Annotated in this window: 18 protein-coding genes; 11 read left to right on the top strand and 7 right to left on the bottom strand. The window is 33.9% G+C overall.

Annotated elements, in window-relative coordinates; all coding sequences use genetic code 11:
* Positions 1 to 41: 41 nt before the first annotated feature.
* The 4 genes from LX95_RS02185 to recA all read right to left on the bottom strand — a co-directional run bounded on the left by LX95_RS02185 (position 42) and on the right by recA (position 3,635).
* Positions 42 to 1,514: a porin family protein gene (locus LX95_RS02185; RefSeq protein ID WP_111539776.1), complete on the bottom strand. Its 1,473-nt coding sequence runs from the start codon at positions 1,512 to 1,514 to the stop codon at positions 42 to 44.
* A 2-nt stretch (positions 1,515 to 1,516) separates the two neighbouring features.
* Positions 1,517 to 2,059 carry an RNA polymerase sigma factor gene (locus tag LX95_RS02180; RefSeq protein WP_111539775.1) on the bottom strand — a complete coding sequence of 181 codons (543 nt, stop codon included), beginning with the start codon at positions 2,057 to 2,059 and terminating at the stop codon, positions 1,517 to 1,519.
* Positions 2,060 to 2,065: 6 nt separating this feature from the next.
* Positions 2,066 to 2,482, bottom strand: coding sequence for a hypothetical protein (locus LX95_RS02175; protein ID WP_111539774.1), 417 nt, complete (start codon positions 2,480 to 2,482; stop codon positions 2,066 to 2,068).
* A gap of 133 nt (positions 2,483 to 2,615) precedes the next feature.
* A complete protein-coding gene (recA, locus tag LX95_RS02170) occupies positions 2,616 to 3,635 on the bottom strand; it encodes a recombinase RecA (protein WP_111539773.1) in 1,020 nt (339 codons plus the stop codon).
* A 459-nt stretch (positions 3,636 to 4,094) separates the two neighbouring features.
* Here recA and trhO point away from each other — a divergent pair, with 459 nt between their 5' ends.
* Positions 4,095 to 5,126: an oxygen-dependent tRNA uridine(34) hydroxylase TrhO gene (trhO, locus tag LX95_RS02165; protein ID WP_111539772.1), complete on the top strand. Its 1,032-nt coding sequence runs from the start codon at positions 4,095 to 4,097 to the stop codon at positions 5,124 to 5,126.
* A 39-nt stretch (positions 5,127 to 5,165) separates the two neighbouring features.
* Here trhO and LX95_RS02160 read toward each other — a convergent pair whose 3' ends face one another.
* Positions 5,166 to 6,485, bottom strand: coding sequence for an MBL fold metallo-hydrolase (locus LX95_RS02160; protein ID WP_111539771.1), 1,320 nt, complete (start codon positions 6,483 to 6,485; stop codon positions 5,166 to 5,168).
* A 117-nt stretch (positions 6,486 to 6,602) separates the two neighbouring features.
* Between LX95_RS02160 and LX95_RS02155 the strand changes: the two genes are divergently transcribed.
* From LX95_RS02155 to LX95_RS02120, 8 genes are all read left to right on the top strand, one after another.
* A complete protein-coding gene (locus tag LX95_RS02155; RefSeq protein ID WP_111539770.1) occupies positions 6,603 to 6,890 on the top strand; it encodes a hypothetical protein in 288 nt (95 codons plus the stop codon).
* A 138-nt stretch (positions 6,891 to 7,028) separates the two neighbouring features.
* A complete protein-coding gene (locus tag LX95_RS02150) occupies positions 7,029 to 8,279 on the top strand; it encodes a PSP1 domain-containing protein (protein ID WP_111539769.1) in 1,251 nt (416 codons plus the stop codon).
* Positions 8,272 to 8,763: a gliding motility lipoprotein GldH gene (locus LX95_RS02145; RefSeq protein WP_111539768.1), complete on the top strand. Its 492-nt coding sequence runs from the start codon at positions 8,272 to 8,274 to the stop codon at positions 8,761 to 8,763. The genes LX95_RS02150 and LX95_RS02145 overlap by 8 nt, the downstream gene beginning before the upstream one ends.
* Before the next feature lie 11 nt (positions 8,764 to 8,774).
* Positions 8,775 to 11,111: a penicillin-binding protein 1A gene (locus LX95_RS02140; protein WP_111539767.1), complete on the top strand. Its 2,337-nt coding sequence runs from the start codon at positions 8,775 to 8,777 to the stop codon at positions 11,109 to 11,111.
* Between the two features lie 11 nt (positions 11,112 to 11,122).
* Positions 11,123 to 11,824 carry a CoA transferase subunit A gene (locus LX95_RS02135; RefSeq protein WP_111539766.1) on the top strand — a complete coding sequence of 234 codons (702 nt, stop codon included), beginning with the start codon at positions 11,123 to 11,125 and terminating at the stop codon, positions 11,822 to 11,824.
* Positions 11,825 to 11,827: 3 nt separating this feature from the next.
* A complete protein-coding gene (locus LX95_RS02130; protein ID WP_111539765.1) occupies positions 11,828 to 12,484 on the top strand; it encodes a CoA transferase subunit B in 657 nt (218 codons plus the stop codon).
* A 2-nt stretch (positions 12,485 to 12,486) separates the two neighbouring features.
* Positions 12,487 to 12,864 carry a PH domain-containing protein gene (locus LX95_RS02125; protein WP_111539764.1) on the top strand — a complete coding sequence of 126 codons (378 nt, stop codon included), beginning with the start codon at positions 12,487 to 12,489 and terminating at the stop codon, positions 12,862 to 12,864.
* 32 nt (positions 12,865 to 12,896) lie between these two features.
* A complete protein-coding gene (locus LX95_RS02120) occupies positions 12,897 to 13,349 on the top strand; it encodes a GNAT family N-acetyltransferase (protein ID WP_245924709.1) in 453 nt (150 codons plus the stop codon).
* Here LX95_RS02120 and LX95_RS02115 read toward each other — a convergent pair whose 3' ends face one another.
* On the bottom strand, positions 13,350 to 14,207 hold the full coding sequence (locus tag LX95_RS02115; RefSeq protein WP_111539763.1) for a sterol desaturase family protein: 858 nt from the start codon (positions 14,205 to 14,207) through the stop codon (positions 13,350 to 13,352).
* Between the two features lie 3 nt (positions 14,208 to 14,210).
* Positions 14,211 to 15,899 carry an ABC transporter ATP-binding protein gene (locus tag LX95_RS02110; protein ID WP_111539762.1) on the bottom strand — a complete coding sequence of 563 codons (1,689 nt, stop codon included), beginning with the start codon at positions 15,897 to 15,899 and terminating at the stop codon, positions 14,211 to 14,213.
* A gap of 151 nt (positions 15,900 to 16,050) precedes the next feature.
* On the opposite strand from LX95_RS02110, the gene LX95_RS02105 reads away from it, so the two are divergent.
* Positions 16,051 to 16,278 (top strand): hypothetical protein, encoded by a 228-nt coding sequence (locus LX95_RS02105; protein ID WP_111539761.1) that lies wholly within the window; start codon positions 16,051 to 16,053, stop codon positions 16,276 to 16,278.
* 94 nt (positions 16,279 to 16,372) lie between these two features.
* The gene (locus LX95_RS02100; protein WP_111539760.1) at positions 16,373 to 19,327 is read left to right on the top strand and encodes a M4 family metallopeptidase; all 2,955 of its coding nucleotides are present in this window, start codon (positions 16,373 to 16,375) and stop codon (positions 19,325 to 19,327) included.
* Positions 19,328 to 19,333 lie beyond the last annotated feature (6 nt).

Here is a 19,333-nt window from a genome sequence, read left to right as displayed (position 1 = left end):
TTTATATAAGATAAGCCTTTTTACTTACTACTTTAACTTAACTAAAACTTAAAATTTAATCCTGTATATATCCCAAAATAATAGGGTTTAAAACCATTAGTATTTCCCGAAAATGTATTGAGTTGATATTTAAAGGTAGGCTCTACATTAAAATCTAATTTTTCTGAAATCTCATACCCAAGTCCAACCCCTAAGTTTGTACTAAAACTTACTGAGTTAAGGTTGTTAGCTTTTCCTAAATTGGTAACACCTTCAGAAGAGGAAATAGCGACTTCATTTTCATTAAGAATAAGACTACTAGCTCCACCTATAAGATGAATTCCAAAACGTTTATCTAATATAGCATATTCAATCTCTAATGGTACTTCAATAAAACCAACTTGCTGTTTTAGAGCACCAGAAGTATATGGGTTTATATTGCGTCCTTGTATGCTTTGATCTTGATTTCCAGAAGGTCGTGCACTTACCACTTGTATGTTTTTAGTACGTGCATTACTATTTACTCCACTTAGATTCATAGGCTCTACCGATGAGGTGAAGGCAACATCATTAGTACTATAATTTAATTTAACTCTACTCACCCCTGTTCTAACTTTTAATTTCTTAGAAACAGCATAAGCAAAATTAACTCCGTATGCCATACTGACTTCCCCGGAAGCATTGTTATTAGAAAATTGCGGATCTATAGGGCTTCCAGAATCACTTAGATTTCCGTAATAAACTGGAGAAACATTGGGTCTAATATTCCAACGAGCAAAACTTTCAGTTTCATCATCCTCTTTCTCATCATTATTTTCTTCTTTAAGCTCTTTCTCCCGCTGTGCTAAGGCATTCTCTTTTTCTAAATTTTCTTTTGTTAATGTACTGTCTTTATTAATTACTGTAGCAGCAAGGTTGGTATTGTCTAATTTTAAATTTCCGTCTTGATTAAAGTCAGTTTCTTCCTTAAAATTTTCAGTGGTTTCTAGAAGGTTCTTTTTAGTTTTCGCTTCCGCGGAAGCGTGATTAGTTTGAGCTATATTTTGAGTTTTATTTTCGTGAGCAGAATTATAAGAGTTGAATCGTTTATTTGATTTTTTTACCGATTCTTGCTGAGAATAAAAATCGGTATTATTCTCTTTCTTGGGGGTAGTACTTGGACTGGTTTCTGCAATTTTAATTTCGGTTTTCAATTTGTCATTTTCCTGAAGTGAAACAGAGCTTTCTTTACTTTTATTTATTACAGTATTTTTTAAAGAAGGGACAGATTCATCTTTTAAAGTTTCTTCTTTAGGATTGCTAGAGTTAACAATCTCTACTTGTTCGGGCTCAAATAAAGTATCTCCCAAAAATATTAAAAGTGCAATTGCCGCAGCCACACCTGCGGTTTTATACCAAAATATAGGTATAACTCTGCGTTTTTTGTCTTTCTTTAATTCTTGCTCAATATTTTTCCATACACGTTTATGCGGAGTTGCTTCAAAATCTTTGAACTTCTCTTGGTATAAACGATCTATATTCTTCTTGTTACTCATCTTTAAACAGACTGTACGTTATTTTTTTTTTGACTTTCTTCTATTTTTCGTTTTAAAATCGCTCTTGCCCTAGCAAGATTAGATTTTGAGGTGCCTATAGAAATACCCATGGTTTCTGCAATTTCTTTGTGAGAGTAGCCGTCTAAAGCATAGAGGTTGAAAACCATACGGTAACGGTCTGGCAGCTCTTGAATTATTTGAAGTAAAAAATTTAAAGGGGTATTTTCTTCATTGATTTCTACTTCGGGTTGTTCTATATTTTCTTCATTTACAATTTCAAAAACGTGTTGTTTGCGATAACGTTGTAACGCAGTGTTAATCACAATTCTTTTCATCCAGCCTTCAAAAGAGCCTTTAAAGTTAAACTGGTTAATTTTCTTAAAAATAGTGATAAAGGCATCTTGTAAATTATCTTCGGCCTCGGCATAATTTCTTGAGTACTTTAAAGAAACTGAAAAAAGTTTATGTGAGAAAAGTTGATATAACTTTTCCTGAGATTTTAAATCTTGCTTTTTACATTGTTTTATAAGCTTCTCAATACTCATTAATAACTATTGCTGAATCATTATTTCTTTAGTTAGATACAATTCATTTCCTTCTTCATCTTCACCTTGGTATATTTTAAAAGTATAATAATCGTTGCGTTTTACAAAGAATTCAAATACTTCAGTAACAGTAGTATTTTCTAAATTTTTACAATTAGAACTGTTTTTTATTACAGTGTTTAAAATACTTAATTTAACTTCTTGTTCGTTTTCAATAACGTTAAATCCTGCAAAGCCATAACAGGTAGAAGGACGGTTATAACTTAGCGGGAAATTATAGGTTTCGTTAAAATTTATAGTGTCGGGAAAATCAATAGAAGTAACTGGCATTAATTCATAGGTAAAATCAATATCATTTATATCATCAACACTACAGCTTGTAACTAAGACAAGGAGGGCAAAAAACAGGGTAATTTTCTTCATCACTTGAGAATGTATATCTTACAATACAAATATAAGGGTTTAGTTATAGATGTTTAATTATCAGAATGGTTGCGTGTAAAACAAAAGAATCTCGCCATTGGCGAGATTCTTTAATCTAAAAGGCAAAATGTTTTTAAGCTTTAGCTAATTTAATAGCTTCAGTAATTTTAGTTTCCAACTCATCCATTAAATCTGGATTGTCTTTTAAAAGTGCTTTAACGGCGTCTCTACCTTGACCTAATTTAGTGTCTTCATAGCTAAACCAAGAACCACTTTTCTTTACAATTTCATAGTCTACACCTATATCAATGATTTCTCCAACTTTAGAAACCCCTTCGCCGTACATAATATCAAATTCTGCCATTTTAAAAGGAGGAGCAACTTTGTTCTTCACTACTTTTACACGGGTTTTATTCCCCATTACGTCGCTATTGCTGTTTTTAATTTGAGTAGATCTTCTAATATCTAATCTTACAGAAGCATAAAACTTAAGAGCGTTACCTCCCGTAGTCGTTTCTGGATTTCCAAACATTACTCCAATCTTCTCACGTAACTGGTTAATAAAAATAACGGTACAATTGGTTTTACTAATAGAAGCCGTTAATTTTCTCAACGCTTGTGACATTAACCTAGCATGAAGCCCCATTTTTGAGTCTCCCATTTCTCCTTCAATTTCACTTTTAGGAGTTAATGCTGCTACAGAATCGACTACAATTATATCTATTGCTCCAGAACGAATCAGGTTATCGGCAATTTCTAATGCTTGCTCCCCATGATCTGGCTGAGAAATAATTAGATTTTCAATATCAATTCCTAACTTTTCAGCATATGTACGATCAAAGGCATGCTCTGCATCAATGAATGCTGCAATACCTCCTGCTTTTTGAGCTTCCGCAATAGCGTGTAACGTTAATGTAGTTTTACCAGAAGATTCTGGTCCGTAAATTTCAATTACTCTACCTCTAGGATAACCTCCCACTCCTAAGGCTAAATCTAAGCCTAAAGAACCCGAAGGGATAGCATCTACATCTTGTACGGCTTGATCACTCATTTTCATCACCGTTCCCTTACCGTAAGTTTTATCTAACTTGTCTAACGTTAATTTTAACGCTTTTAGTTTTGCTTCTTTTTCGTTATCTTTTTCTTTGCTCATAATCTATCGCTTTCTATGTTATCTTCAAGTGGTGCTAAAGTACTATAAGTTTTGTTTCATTACAATCTTATACGCAACCTTTTTATATTTCTTGCATCTACTTTAAAAGCAAGGAGAACATTTATGAAATTTCTCAAAAAAAATATGATTTTGAATTCCCGTCACGGCGGTGCTACCATAAGTTTTATGAGTAGCTGTAAAGTGGACGGTGGCTAACGTTATTTCTATTTTTTGATTTTTTTTAAAAAAATATAAATAACGAATTAGCCGTTCAAAAAAATGCCCCAAGCAAAAGCTTCGGGCATTTTTTTTTACCTTTAATTTATCACAAAAGCTTATGTAGGCTTGTTTTTAATTTTAAGCAACTTCTAATCCACACATTTAAGCTTATTCCCAAGTTCTTTATTTTTATATTATCTTTGCCGCTTCAACTTTTGTATAACTTAAAATTAGTATAGCATGCAACTGTACAATAAGCTAAGTGCACAAGAGAGAGCGCAGCTTTTAGATGATGCCGGTGAAGACCGTTTAACGCTTTCTTTTTATCAGTACGCCAAAATTGGCAATCCAGAACTTTTTAGAAACCATTTATTTGTGGCTTGGGACCAACTAGAGGTCTTAGGTAGAATTTATGTAGCAAACGAAGGGATTAATGCCCAACTTTCTGTTCCTGCAACCCGATTTAATGAATTTAAAAATTTCTTTGACGGAATTTTTTTCTTAGAAGGCGTACGTTTAAATGTTGCCATAGAGCACGACACCAAATCTTTTTTAAAATTAAAAGTGAAAGTGCGTGATAAAATTGTAGCCGACGGTCTTAATGATGAAACCTTCGATGTCACCCAAAAAGGAGTTCACGTAGACGCACAAAAATTTAATGATCTTATTAGTGATCCTAACACGGTTTTGGTAGATATGCGAAACCATTACGAAAGTGAAATAGGTCATTTTAAAGGAGCTGTTACACCAGATGTAGACACTTTTCGTGATTCTTTAGATATTATAGAAGAAGATTTAAAAGAGCACAAAGAAGATAAAAATTTAGTGATGTATTGCACGGGAGGTATTCGTTGCGAAAAAGCTAGTGCTTACTATAAGCATAAAGGTTTTAAGAACGTATTTCAGTTAGAAGGTGGTATTATAGAATACGCCCGCCAAGTAGAAAATTTACAATTAGAAAATAAATTTATAGGTAAGAACTTTGTGTTTGATCACCGTCGAGCGGAAAAAATCACCGATGATGTTATTGCCAAGTGTCACCAGTGTGGCGAAGCCTGCGACACGCACGTAAATTGCGATAACGAAGCTTGCCATTTATTATTTATACAATGTACATCTTGTGCAGAAAAAATGGATAACTGTTGTTCTCAAGAATGTAAAGAGGTGAATGCGCTATCTTATGAAGAGCAAAAAGCACTAAGAAAAGGAAAACACAACAGTAATAAAATCTTTAAAAAAGGAAGATCTGAAGTGCTGAAGTTTAAAATATAATTACAAAAAACCCTTCAAGAATTTGAAGGGTTTTTTTATTTAAGCTTTTTTTAGTCTATAAAGAAGTTGACTTATTCCATTTGCTTTTAATCTCGCCACCGTATAATTGAACATTTTCTTAGAGAAAAGATATTTGCTTTTTAAATAAATTTCAGAATTATTTAAATTAGTTATGAGTCTATACCATTTCCAAGTAGATTCATTTTTTTCGATAAAATATTGAGCTCCTACTCCTAAAGTCTGTACCCCCCAAGTTGTGCTAAAGGCTTGATGAAAGGGTTGGGAATGCATAATCAAATCGGCATTATCTATTGAAATATCAAGATTTTTCTCAATTATTCCCGAGGCCATCGAAAAAGATATTCCGTAATTGCTATCTTCTAAAAACACAGACATTTTCCCTAACTTATTTAAAATAAATTTTGGGTAGCTTAAAAGCAACTGATCTCTTCTTTTGAAAAACCCTTCTTTTATAGTTTCAAAAGAAATTTCAGGATAACTGTCATAATCTAAAGAGGCAAAATTAGATTGTTCTTCAAATTTTTTGAGAGCTTTAGAATCATCATAATTTTCATTATTCAAATCTAACTCATCATTAATATAAAGAGCTTTTAATCCTAAGCCTTCTTGATCGAAAATATTTTTTACATCACTTACTGTATTGTGGTAAGCGTTAATGTATTTATTGGTGATACTCGAAAAATATACAAAACTTGCAAACGGAATTGTAATTTTAGCATTTAGACCTTTATGATCTGTGATCATATTCTGTAAAATGCCCTTAGCTTTGGTTTCAATTTGAGGAATGTTTTCTCTAGAACCATTATTACCCGCTAACGAAAATTGATTGAGTAAAGCATCTATTTTAGAATCAAACTTCTTTGAAATTATCTTATAATCATTGGCATTAGGCTCGCAATCATTCATATTAAAAACAGAAAACCCCTTATTTTTAACACCTAAAGCAGAGTCCATAATACCTACTTGATAAACAAAAACTTCTGTTTGATCGGTAAGCTTAGTTAATTTAGAATGCGTAAGTAATTTTACAGTTTTAAAACCTAAACGTTTAAATGCGTTTGGCATTTTATCAGAATTTTTCTTCTGAAAAAGAACAGTAACTCTTTCCTTAAATGAAGCGGGTAAATTTTTAAGGGTTTCAATATGAAAGTGATCTGGGTGTTCATGAGAAATCCATAAATAATCTATTTCATTATACCATTCTTCCTTAAAGTTAGGTTTTGGGTGTAAGCTCCAAGAGTTATTAAAAGCTTTTCCCACTAACCAAGGGTCTGTCCATATTTTACAATCAGAACATGTGATTATTGCAGAAGCTTGTGATATTAATTTTACTTTCATATTTTTAGATTATAATATAAATGTGTCTTTTGAAGACAAGAATTACAAATGTAAAAACAATTTGTGTAATCGATGTTTTAATTTATAATAATGCCTTTTCAAGTACTTCAATAGTTTATGAAAATTCAACTCATCAATAAACTTGTGTTTTTTTCCGCTTTAAGCGTGCTTTTATATTTTTTGTGGCTCTACAGTTTTACTTATTTTGACATTAAAGATACTCCTGTAATTGTAGGTGTTTTTGTAGAGTTATTAACCATTCCCGCATTTTTGGCTACTCCTGTTATATTAGTAGCGTCATTTTTTTTGTGGTACAAAAGTAAATGGAATCCTGTTTCTTTTCCGTTAGCCGCTATTTTGGTAACACTTTTTCTTATCTATTTTCTCGTTAAAATCTCTTTCTAAGAAGAGAAATCTATTATCTTTTTTCATTTTCTCTTGCCTCACAATAAATTGGTATATTTACCCTTTTAAATAAAGTATTAATTTTTCAATACACGCAGTAATGAAATAGCTGCGATTGTATCTCAATATATAGAACATATGGCGTGTGGAAGTTGCTCGACTGGCAAAGACGGTCAGCCAAAAGGATGTAAGAATAATGGAACCTGCGGTACAGATGGTTGTAATAAACTAACTGTATTCGATTGGTTATCAAATATGAGTTTGCCTAATGGGCAAGAAACTTTTCAATGTGTAGAAGTACGTTTTAAGAACGGAAGAAAACACTTTTTCAAGAATACAGAAAACCTTACTTTAAGTATGGGTGATGTGGTGGCAGTAGAAGCTTCACCAGGTCATGATATAGGAATTGTTACCCTAACGGGGGAATTGGTTCGCGTACAAATGAAGAAAAAACGCGTAAAAGTAGATAGTGAGGAGGTATTGAAAATTTATAGAAAAGCTTCACAAAAAGATATTGATATTTGGCAAACTGCACGAGAAAAAGAAGAGCCTATGAAGGTGAGAGCTCGTGAAATAGCAATTCGTCTTCAGTTAAAAATGAAGATTAGTGATATTGAATTTCAAGGAGATGCTTCTAAAGCTACTTTTTATTATACCGCAGAAGAGCGTGTAGATTTTAGACAGCTTATTAAAGAGTTTGCACAAGAATTTAGAACGCGTATTGAAATGCGTCAAATTGGTTTTAGACAAGAAGCGGCTCGCCTTGGCGGAATTGGTTCTTGTGGGCGTGAATTATGCTGTTCTACTTGGTTAACCGACTTTAGAAGTGTAACCACATCGGCGGCTAGATACCAACAGCTATCATTAAATCCGCAAAAATTGGCGGGTCAATGTGGTAAATTGAAGTGTTGTTTAAATTACGAATTAGATTCTTATTTAGATGCTCTTAAAGAATTTCCAAGACAGGATACAAAACTCCAAACTCAAAAGGGGACGGCGGTTTGTCAAAAAATAGACATTTTTAAAGGTTCTCTTTGGTATGCGTATGAAGGGGAATGGATGAATTGGCATGAGTTAACTACAGATCAGGTTAAGATCATTATTAAAGCTGCAAAGGAGAAAAAGCCAGTAGCAAGTTTGGAAGAGTTTGCAACTCAACTTCAGCAAGAAGTAGAGATAGATTTTAGTAATGTAGTTGGGCAAGATAGTTTAACCCGATTTGATAAACCTAAATCATCTCAACCTAAAAAGAGAAGAAAGAAAAAGAGAAAGCCACAAAAGGCAAATGCAAATACGAATACAATCTCTAAACCTAATCAAAAAACGGGTAGTAAAAAACCTCAGAACAAGTCAAATAACAGGAGAAAAAATAATTCTAAAAATGCATAAATTAGGAGTTTTTCTTTTAGGGTCTATTTTTCTGGTTAGCGCAATTTCTTGTGACTCTAAGCAAGTGTATGATGAATATAAAAGTATACCAAATACGTGGGCAAAAGACTCTGTAGTTAAATTTGAAATAAAAAATATTGATAGCTTACAGACTTATAACTTGTTTTTTAACGTTAGAAATAATAGTGATTATAAGTATAATAACCTTTTTCTAATATCAAAAATGCAATTTCCCAACGGAAAACAAATTACAGATACTTTAGAATATGAAATGGCTTACCCTAATGGAGATTTTATGGGAACGGGAGCTGGAGAAGTAAAAGAGAATAAACTTTGGTACAAAGAAAACGTACGCTTTTTAGAGGATGGAGCATATACTGTTACCTTAGAACAAGCAATGCGTGAAAATGGAGAAGTAGAAGGTATAAAGAATTTAGAAGGGATTTTAGAAATAGGTTTTAGGGTAGAAAAAACAACTAATTAATACGTATAAAGGTGGCAAACGTAAAAGCAAATAAGAAAAAGAAAAAAGAAACAAGTTCTTTTAGAAAATACATTGGTATTTTTTGGAAGCTTTTCGCCTTAGGGATCGTTTTAGTAGTAAGCATATTTCTTTTGGCGAGTTGGGGACTTTTGGGTGAAATGCCAACTTTTGAACAATTAGAAAACCCTGAAACTAATTTAGCTACAGAGGTTTTCTCTTCAGATGGGGAGACCTTAGGAAAGTATTATAACGAAAATCGTACTCCTATAAAATATGAAGAGCTTCCCTCAAACCTTATCAATGCTTTAGTTGCAACCGAAGATATAAGGTATTATGATCATTCTGGTATCGATGCAAGAGGTACATTAAGAGCAGTAGCCTATTTGGGATCAAATGGTGGGGCGAGTACTATTTCTCAGCAATTAGCTAAGCAGTTATTTACTGGAGTAAGATCAAGTAATATTTTTGAAGCGGTAACTCAAAAGATTAAAGAGTGGGTAATAGCGGTTCGTTTAGAACGAAGTTATACCAAGCAAGAAATACTGGCCATGTATTTCAATATTTACGACTTTAACAATAATGCGGTAGGTATTAGATCGGCTTCCAGAATTTATTTTGGAGGAAAAGAACCTCAAGAATTAAAAATTGAAGAAGCTGCTGTTTTGGTAGGAATGTTTAAAAACTCTTCCCTTTACAATCCTCGTAGAAATCCAGTTGGAGTAACCAATAGAAGAAATGTGGTTTTACTACAAATGGAAAAAGCTGGTTTTATAAATGAAAAACAAAAAGATTCGCTTCAAGCACTCCCTTTAACAATAGATTATCATCCAGAAAGTCACCAATCTGGTTTAGCTACTTATTTTAGAATGCATCTAAGAGAGTTTCTTAAAGACTGGGCAAAAGAAAATCCGCAAGCGAATGGTGAAACATACAATATCTATAGAGACGGACTTAAAGTATATACCAGCATAGACTCTAGAATGCAAACTTATGCAGAAGAAGCAGTGCAAGCGCATATGTCAAATCTTCAAAAAGAATTTGATAGGCAGAATGAAAAGAATAAAACGGCTCCTTTTAGAAAAGTATCTTCAGAAGAAATAGATCGTATTATAGAACGCTCTATGAAAAATAGTGTGCGTTGGTGGGAGATGAAAGATAAAGGTTTTTCAGAAGAAAAAATAAGAGCCTCATTCGATAAAAAAACACCTATGTCTGTTTTTGCATGGAATAAGAAAAGAGAAAAAGATACAATTATGACGCCTAGAGACTCCATCTATTACTATAAATCTTTCCTAAATACGGGAATGATGTCGATGGAGCCTCAAACAGGAGAGGTAAAAGCATGGGTTGGAGGAATAGATCTAAGACATTTTAAATACGAACACGTAAAGCAAGCGCGTAGACAAGTAGGTTCTACTTTTAAGCCATTTGTATACGCAACGGCGATTGATCAACTACATCTTTCACCATGTTACGAATTACCAAACACCCAACACACCATTCCTGCAGGAAAACATGGAGTAACTAAAGATTGGACCCCAAAAAATAGTGGTGGGAAATACGGCGGAATGGTAAGTTTAAAAGAGGCGTTAGCAAATTCATTAAATACCATAACATCTAGATTAATTGATAAAATTGGTCCAGAGCCAGTAATTGATTTATTAGACAAACTGGGTGCAAATACAGAGAATATAGATCCTGTTGCGGCTATAGCTCTGGGATCTGTAGATTTAAGTGTATTCGAAATGGTTTCTGCTTATAGTACATTTGCCAATAAAGGCGTTTATGTAAAACCTGTAATTGTTACTCGTATTGAAGATAAAAACGGAACTATACTTTACCAACATGTGCCAGAAAGCAGAGATGTAATGAGTGAAGAAACAGCTTATGTAACCATCAACTTAATGGAAGGCGTAACTCAAGGAGGTTCGGGTACGAGATTAAAAACCGATAGTAATTACGCTGCAAATCTTACCCATTATAAACGAGCGGTAACGGGTTACCCTTATGCATTTAAAAACCCTATCGCAGGTAAAACAGGAACCACACAAAATCAAAGTGATGGGTGGTTTATGGGTATTGTTCCTAACCTTACCACAGGAGTTTGGGTAGGAGGGGAAGATAGATCGGTGCATTTTCCTACGATTACTTACGGTCAAGGAGCAACGATGGCTTTGCCTATTTGGGGAATTTATATGAAAAAAGTATATGAAGATGAAGATTTAGAAGTTTCTAAAGGAGCTTTTGAAAAACCAGAGGTACTTACTATTCAAACAGATTGCGATACTACTTCATCTGAAAATACAACTACAGAAGGAGGAGAAATAACAAAAGAATTAGATCTTTAAAATATATTCTTATGATAAGAAAAACGGTAAATAATGTTCAAGAAGCTTTAGAAGGCATTCAAGATGGGATGACTTTTATGCTTGGCGGATTTGGCCTTAGCGGAATTCCTGAGAACTCTATAACAGAACTAGTCAATAAAAATGTAAAAGATATTACTTGTATTTCAAACAATGCAGGAGTAGATGATTTTGGATTGGGTTTATTGCTGAAAAAAAATCAGATTAAAAAAATGATATCTTCTTATGTAGGTGAAAACGCCGAGTTTGAGCGTCAGATGTTAAGCGGTGAATTAGATGTAGAGCTTACTCCGCAAGGAACATTAGCAGCTAAATGTCAAGCGGCTCAACAAGGTTTTCCTGCTATTTTTACTCCAGCAGGTTACGGAACAGAAGTAGCCGAAGGGAAAGAGGTACGTGAGTTTGATGGGAAAATGTATGTTTTAGAAGAAGCATATAAAGCAGATTTTGCCTTTATAAAAGCATGGAAGGGAGACGAAGCAGGAAATCTTATTTTTAAAGGAACTGCAAGAAATTTTAACCCTTGTATGTGCGGAGCTGCAAAAGTAACGGTGGTTGAGGTAGAAGAGTTGGTAAAACCAGGAGAACTAGATCCTAACCAAATTCATATTCCAGGAATTTTTGTACAACGTATTTTTCAAGGAAAAGATTACGAAAAGAGAATTGAACAAAGAACCGTTCGTCAAAAAAAATAAATTATGGCTTTAGATAAAAACGGAATAGCACAACGCATTGCAAAAGAGGTTAAAGATGGGTATTATGTAAATTTAGGAATAGGAATTCCTACGTTGGTAGCCAATTTTGTAAATGACGATATAGAAGTAGAGTTTCAAAGTGAAAATGGAATTTTAGGAATGGGGCCTTTTCCTTTTGAAGGTGAAGAGGATCCAGATTTAATCAATGCAGGAAAACAAACTATTACTGCATTACCCGGAGCGAGTTTTTTCGATTCAGCTACAAGTTTTGGTATGATTCGAGGAAAACACGTTGATTTAACCATTCTAGGAGCGATGGAAGTTGCAGAAAATGGAGATATCGCCAACTGGAAAATACCTGGGAAAATGGTAAAAGGAATGGGTGGCGCTATGGATTTGGTCGCTTCCGCGGAAAACATTATTGTAGCGATGATGCATACCAATAGAGCAGGAGAATCTAAGTTATTAAAACGCTGTTCTTTGCCACTTACTGGTGTTGGTTGTGTAACTAAAATTGTTACCAATTTGGCAGTTTTAGAAGTTACCGAAAAAGGATTTAAACTTTTAGAAAGAGCTCCAGGCGTAAGTGTAGAAGAAATTCAAGCCGCTACAGAAGGAATATTAATTATGGATGGAGAAATTCCTGAAATGAAACTTTAAACATGGGTTTATTTAATAATATTTTAGGTAACTCTAGTGAGGTTTCTGTAGAGAAGCTTTTAGAAAAATACGGGCGTTTGTTGGTAGAAGGGGAGCAAATTGAAATCGGTTTCAAACTATTTCGAGATACCTTTATGTTTACCAACAAACGTTTGGTATTAATCGATGTTCAAGGAATTTCTGGTAGTAAGGCAGAGTATAAATCCTTACCTTATAAAAATATTTCTAGATTTTCTTTAGAAACAGCAGGGACATTCGATTTAGATGCCGAACTTAAAATTTGGATTTCTAGTGAAGATCTTCCTTCCGTAAGTAAAAAATTCAATAAAAGTATAGATGTGTACGAGGTACAACGGTATTTAGCAGAAAAAGTACTTTAATATTTTTTTCAGCTTTAAGCTTATTTAATTACTTGGGTAACCAGATATTACATATTCGACCTTATCATAAAAAAGATCAATCTCATTTAATAAACCTTCTCCAACTCAATACTCCAAAATATTTTTCTGAAGAGGAAGAAATAGACTTCATTCATTATTTAGAAAAAGAACGAGAAGATTATTTTGTGGTAGAACTCTCATCTAAAATTGTGGATTGTGGTGGAATAAATACACAAGGAGATATTGGTATTTTAAGTTGGGCTCTTTTACATCCCGATTTTCAACAACAAGGTATAGGCAGTCAACTGCGACAGTATAGAATACAGCGTCTTCTTCAGCAAAAAAACAGTTCAAAAATACAAGTAAGAACCTCTCAATTGGTTGAACCTTTTTATAGAAAAAACGGATTTCAACTCATAGAGATTAAAAAAGATTATTGGGCTAAAGGTTTTGATTTGTATTTTATGGAATATCAAAATATCTAACTATTCATATTTTTTTAAGTTACTTGGGGATCGAAATAAAATAAGGGCAGCTTTCTTTAAACTGCCCGCTTTTCGCATGTTTTTATAAATATCTACCCATACGTGAAAGACCAATTTAACGGGATTGTAATGTTTAGGTTGTTCTAAAATCCCATAAACCGCTTGTTCATCTTCAGGTTGAAAAGTGCCAAACATTCTATCCCAAATAATAAAAGTAGAGCCATAATTTTTATCTAAATAATGCTTATTTTTTCCATGATGCACACGGTGGTGAGAGGGAGTTACAAAAATAAAGCTTATCCACTTTGGAAGCTTTCTAATATATTCGGTATGAATCCAGAATTGATATAGAACGGCAATTTGGTGACAAATAAAGAAGATAACAGGGTGAAAGCCTAAAAAGCTTATAGGTAGGAAGAAAACCACTTTAATTTGTTGAGTCCAAGAAAGCCGGAAAGAAGTAGATAGATTATATTTTTCTGAATTGTGGTGCGTCACATGGGTTGCCCAAAAAATACTAGTTTCATGCCCAAACCGGTGCGCCCAATATCTAAAAAAATCTAAAACAACAAAACAAAGAATTGAAGTTACCCAATTAACAGGAATACTCCACGGGACCAGATTATAAAGCCATATTACCGACCCAAATAAAAGGGTTTTAATAAACAAGTTTTGAACTACAGAAACTAAGCCGATGCTCAAAGAAGCAAAGAAGTCTTTTTTCTCATAAAGCTGTTTCTTATGTTTCCAACTAAAATAACATTCGAGTAAGGCTAAACCAATTAGAATTGGCGCGGCGTAGAAAATTAAATCTGGCGCATTAGACATTACGTGATCAAGCGTTATCTTTTTCTTCATAAATTACAATCCTTTTGGTATTGCATCAATCAATTGTTGTGTATATTCTTTTTCGGGATGAGCATAAACAACGTCGGCATCGCCACGTTCTACGATTTCACCCTTATGCATCACTAAAAGTTGGTCAGCCATAAATTTCACTACTGCCAAATCGTGTGAGATGAAAATATAAGTAAAACCAAACTTTTCCTTCAACTCATTTAACAAGTTTAACACTTGTGCTTGCACCGAAATATCTAAAGCAGAAACCGACTCATCACAAATAATAAGTTTGGGTTCTACGGCAATGGTTCTAGCGATTCCGATACGTTGACGCTGACCACCACTAAACTCGTGCGGATAACGATAAAAATGAGCTTCCTCTAAGCCTACTCGTTTTAGTAACTCGAGTGTTTTTTCCTTTCGCTCTTTTTTACTTTTATACAAACCGTGGACTTCCATCGGCTCCATGATCGCTTTTCCTACAGGAATACGAGGGTTTAAAGAAGAAAAAGGATCTTGAAATATGAGTTGTATTTCTTTACGGAGTTTTCTCAATTCTTTCTTAGAAAGTTGCGTGATATCATTCCCTTTATAAAGTACTTTTCCTTCACTAGGTTTGGTAAGTTGTAAAATTACATCTCCCAGAGTTGATTTTCCACAGCCCGATTCTCCAACTAAACCTAAAGTCTCTCCCTCAAATATTTTAAAACTAACATTATTTACCGCTTTTACTACACTGGGTTTTTTAAAAAACCCAGCATTAGAAATAAATTCTTTTTCTACATTCTTAACCTCTAATAAAGGCGTTTGGTTGTAAATCTTATGGTGTCTTTCCTTTCTTTCTGTTTGAGTTTCAGCTATACTTATGGGTTGGTTTTCTATAAAATCTTTAACCGTTGGTAATCGTTTTAAGCGCTCTTGGGTGTCGGGTTTAGATGCTAATAAAGCTTTGGTGTATTGTTGTTTTGGATGATGAAAAATTTCTTTTGTGGTGCCTTGCTCAACGATAGAACCTTTAAACATAACCAAGACTCTATCGGCAATTTCAGAAACTAATGCCAAATCGTGTGAGATAAATAAAACACTCATTTCTGTTTCCACTTGGAGCTCTTTTAAAAGGTTTAAAATTTCTTTTTGCACGGTAACATCTAATGCGGTAGTAGGTTCATCTGCGATGAGTAATTTTGGTTTACAAGCAATTGCCATCGCAATCATTACCCGTTGTTTTTGTCCGCCGCTTATTTGATGAGGGTAAGATTCAAAAATCTTTTCGGGTCGAGGCAATTTTACCTTTTCAAATAAATGTAAAGTTTCTTGTTTTGCTTCCGCGGAAGCGATATTAGTATGTCTTAAAAGAATTTCTTGTACCTGAAAACCACAAGTTAAAGATGGGTTTAACGAACTCATGGGTTCTTGAAAAATCATGGAGATCTCATTTCCGCGTAAGCTTTGCATTTCTTTATCTGAAAATGACGCTAAATCTTTACCTAAAAACTGAATTTCGCCTTTCGTAATTTGTGCAATTGAAGGTAATAATTTTAAAATACTAAGCGAAGTAATCGATTTTCCTGAACCAGATTCTCCCACTACACCTAAAATTTCATTTTTATAAAGCTGAAAAGAAATATTATGGAGAACAGTTTGCTTTATATCACTTGTGTTAAAGCTAACTTCCAATTGTTTTACATCTAATAATTCGTGTTGTTTCATGTGTAATAAATGAGGCTTATTATTGAGGAAAAAGCACTTTTTAAGGGCTTATTTTGCGAATAAAAATGCATTTTAACGATTAAAATTTCATTTAGTCGATAAAATTTATTTAATTCGTAAGCAAGTTAATTATAAATTAATAATTTTTTAAATGAAACAAAACTATTTCTCTCAGCAAATAGTTATGTTGTACCATACTTTTAAGGATGAGCAACGTAACGTAAAACAACCGCCTAAACTACAATACGAAAAGCAATTAGCCATTCAGCAGTTTACGCATAAATTCCCTTTTTTAGAATTCTGGTCTAAAATTAACCACCCCCTACATCCCCTTCAATTTTATAGGCCAAGAATTTACGAAACTCCAGTTTTCAATTAAATTTTAAAATTTAAAAAATTTCAAACGTAATGTTTTGACGGTAATATTTATTGTCAAAACGCAAACAGTTGTTTATTAATCAAATCTTTATATTATGAAAAAAGACTATAAGAGCTTGGCTGTAATGGCTACTTTTTTATTAGGATCTACTTTCGGGTTTTCTCAAGAAAGTCCTAAAAAACCAATTAAAAAATTAAATGTATATGAGGAATCACAAAGCTTTCAAACTGCAGATGATAGCTTTAAAAGAAGCTTAGGCTTGCCGCCAGAAAATACATTATCTTTAGTAGAACAAAGAACAGATGAATTGGGATACCATCATCAAAAATTTCAACAATATTATAATTCTATTCCCGTAGAGTTTGCAACCACAGTTTTACACGCCAAAGAAGGCAAAGTAAAATCTTCTTCTAATAACCTTTATAGAATTAAAGATTTACCAACCACCCCATCTATTTCTAAAGAGATGGCATTTAATAAAGCTAAACAACATGTAGGAGCCACTGAGTATATGTGGGAGAATAAAGAAGAATCTAAACATATATCCTACCATCTTCCTGCTGGAGAATTAGTTATTCTGCCTAAAATTAAAGGAGTTACAGAAGAAAATAAACTTGCATATAAGTATGACATTTATGCAACAGCTCCTCTTTACAGAGCAGATGTTTACGTAGATGCGCAAACGGGTGATTTTATAATGGAAAATAAAAAAATTCACCATGCTAATACTCCGTCAAGCGGAAGTACACTTTATAATGGTAATGTTTCTATTACTACAGATAGTTACAATGGAAGTTACCGTTTAAGACAAACGGCAGATGGCGGCGGAATCCAGACGTATGATATGAATAACAGTACAAACTATAACAATGCTCAAGAAGTAACGAGTAGTTCTAGTAATTTTACAAATAATCCAACTGCGGTACAAGCACATTGGGGAGCAGAACAAACCCATAAATATTTCTCACAAAAGCATAATAGAAACTCTTATAACGGTAACGGAGCAATCATACGCTCATACGTTAGTTATGATAGTAATTATGTAAATGCATTTTGGGATGGTAGTAGAATGACTTATGGTGATGGTGATGGTGTTAATTATGGACCATTAGTAGCATTAGATATTGTGGGTCATGAGATAGGTCACGGTGTTACAGAATATGCGGCTAATCTCGTTTACAGTTATGAGTCTGGAGCTTTAAATGAATCTTTTTCAGATATTTTTGGAGAAGCTATTGAAGCCTTCGCTACAGGAACCAACGATTGGTTAATGGGTGATGAAATAGGATCTGGCGGAAGCGGAGGTGCACTACGCTCTATTAGTAACCCAAATGCTTACGGTCAACCCGATACGTATTTAGGAACTAGCTGGTATAGTGGTTCTGGAGATAATGGTGGTGTTCATTATAACTCTGGAGTTCAAAATTTTTGGTTTTACTTGTTGAGTACAGGAGGTTCTGGAACTAACGATAATGGAGATAGTTATAGTGTTACTTCTATTGGTATGGAGAAAGCTGCTGCTGTAGCTTACAGAAATTTAACTACTTACCTTAGTTCAAATTCTCAATATGCTGATGCTCGTAATGGTGCGATTCAAGCAGCAAAAGATCTTTACGGAACAGGAAGTACAGAAGAAATCGCAGTGACTAATGCATGGCACGCCGTAGGTGTGGGTGCAGCATATAGCGGTGGAGGAAATCCAGAACCTGAAGATTGTACAAGTGGAGATATTTATTTATCGATTACGTTTGACAATTACCCAGAAGAAACTTCTTGGACTTTGAAAGATGCTTCTGGAAATACAGTAGATAGCGCAGCATATTCTACATCGAATGCAGATGGTTCTACAGTTACAAAAACAATTAGTGGGTTAACTGATGGAGATTATACTTTTACGATTACCGATCAATATGGAGATGGGATATGCTGTAGCTACGGTTCTGGTTCTTATACCTTATCTAGTGATGATGGTACTATTTCTTCAGGAGGAAATTTTGGTAATTCTGAAGCAACCAATTTCTGTATAGAAGGTGGAGGTACTTCTTTAGACAGTGAAGCGCCATCAGCTCCTTCCGCTTTAAGCGCAAATAATGTTACACAAACCACAGTAGATTTATCTTGGAATGCTTCTTCAGATAATGTTGGTGTGGATACATATGAAGTTTTTCAAGGAAGTTCTTCTTTAGGAACAACAACCAGTACTTCTACACAGATTACGGGATTAACGGCTGGAAGCTCTTATTCATTTTCAGTTAAAGCAAAAGATGTAGTTGGGAATATTTCTCCTAGATCTAACGTTGTTAGTATTACTACGGCAGGAGGAAGTACTCCAGATTACTGTAATTCTCAAGGAAATAATTCTTCTTATGAATGGATTGACTTGGTAAGCTTAAATAATTTGAATAATTCTAGTGGAAATGACGGTGGATATGCTGATAATACAAATTTAATTGCTAATTTGCCTTACGGATCTAATACGATTCAAATAAGTGCAGGTTTTGCAAGTTCTAGTTATACCGAGCATTGGGCGGTTTATATAGATTATAATCAAAATGGTGCTTTTGAAACCAATGAGAAAGTAGTTTCAGGAAGTTCTAGCAGTAGTAATTCCCTTAGCGGAACTTTTAGTGTACCAACTTCTGCGATTAGTGGTAACACCAGAATGAGAGTTTCTATGAAATATAATGCTTCCCAAACTGCTTGTGAAAGTTTTGGTTATGGAGAAGTTGAAGATTATACCGTTAACGTTGGGCAAGCAGCTGCTCAAGGATTTAATAACAATAGTTTAGCTGCCACAGCAATTGGAAATGAAAGTGCAATATTTGCTACTACCATTTATCCTAACCCAGTTACTGGAAATGAAATATTTGTAAAAATGGAAGATGCTAGAGATGCAACTTACAAAATTTACGATATGTTAGGGAAATTAGTATTAAGCGGAGAATTAACGCAAAATGCTATACAATTAAATAGGCTTTCGGGCGGTGTTTATATGTTACAATTAGGAGATGGACAAAAGTCTATTACCAAAAAATTTGTAAAACAGTAAGCATCA

Origin of the sequence: Mesonia algae (assembly GCF_003253545.1) — a bacterium.
GTDB classification, from domain to species: Bacteria; Bacteroidota; Bacteroidia; order Flavobacteriales; family Flavobacteriaceae; genus Mesonia; species Mesonia algae.
The sequence above is the reverse complement of the archived record's forward strand: the minus strand, read 5'-3'. Positions and strand labels throughout refer to the sequence as shown.

Coding starts and splice junctions, on each gene's coding strand:
- trhO (WP_111539772.1), top strand. CDS start 4,095: ATGCAACTGTACAATAAGCTAAGTGCACAAGAGAGAGCGCAGCTTTTA.
- LX95_RS02160 (WP_111539771.1), bottom strand. CDS start 6,485: ATGAAAGTAAAATTAATATCACAAGCTTCTGCAATAATCACATGTTCT.
- LX95_RS02110 (WP_111539762.1), bottom strand. CDS start 15,899: ATGAAACAACACGAATTATTAGATGTAAAACAATTGGAAGTTAGCTTT.
- LX95_RS02130 (WP_111539765.1), top strand. CDS start 11,828: ATGGCTTTAGATAAAAACGGAATAGCACAACGCATTGCAAAAGAGGTT.
- LX95_RS02135 (WP_111539766.1), top strand. CDS start 11,123: ATGATAAGAAAAACGGTAAATAATGTTCAAGAAGCTTTAGAAGGCATT.
- recA (WP_111539773.1), bottom strand. CDS start 3,635: ATGAGCAAAGAAAAAGATAACGAAAAAGAAGCAAAACTAAAAGCGTTA.
- LX95_RS02115 (WP_111539763.1), bottom strand. CDS start 14,207: ATGAAGAAAAAGATAACGCTTGATCACGTAATGTCTAATGCGCCAGAT.
- LX95_RS02155 (WP_111539770.1), top strand. CDS start 6,603: ATGAAAATTCAACTCATCAATAAACTTGTGTTTTTTTCCGCTTTAAGC.
- LX95_RS02125 (WP_111539764.1), top strand. CDS start 12,487: ATGGGTTTATTTAATAATATTTTAGGTAACTCTAGTGAGGTTTCTGTA.
- LX95_RS02150 (WP_111539769.1), top strand. CDS start 7,029: ATGGCGTGTGGAAGTTGCTCGACTGGCAAAGACGGTCAGCCAAAAGGA.
- LX95_RS02175 (WP_111539774.1), bottom strand. CDS start 2,482: ATGAAGAAAATTACCCTGTTTTTTGCCCTCCTTGTCTTAGTTACAAGC.
- LX95_RS02180 (WP_111539775.1), bottom strand. CDS start 2,059: ATGAGTATTGAGAAGCTTATAAAACAATGTAAAAAGCAAGATTTAAAA.
- LX95_RS02145 (WP_111539768.1), top strand. CDS start 8,272: ATGCATAAATTAGGAGTTTTTCTTTTAGGGTCTATTTTTCTGGTTAGC.
- LX95_RS02185 (WP_111539776.1), bottom strand. CDS start 1,514: ATGAGTAACAAGAAGAATATAGATCGTTTATACCAAGAGAAGTTCAAA.
- LX95_RS02100 (WP_111539760.1), top strand. CDS start 16,373: ATGAAAAAAGACTATAAGAGCTTGGCTGTAATGGCTACTTTTTTATTA.
- LX95_RS02105 (WP_111539761.1), top strand. CDS start 16,051: ATGAAACAAAACTATTTCTCTCAGCAAATAGTTATGTTGTACCATACT.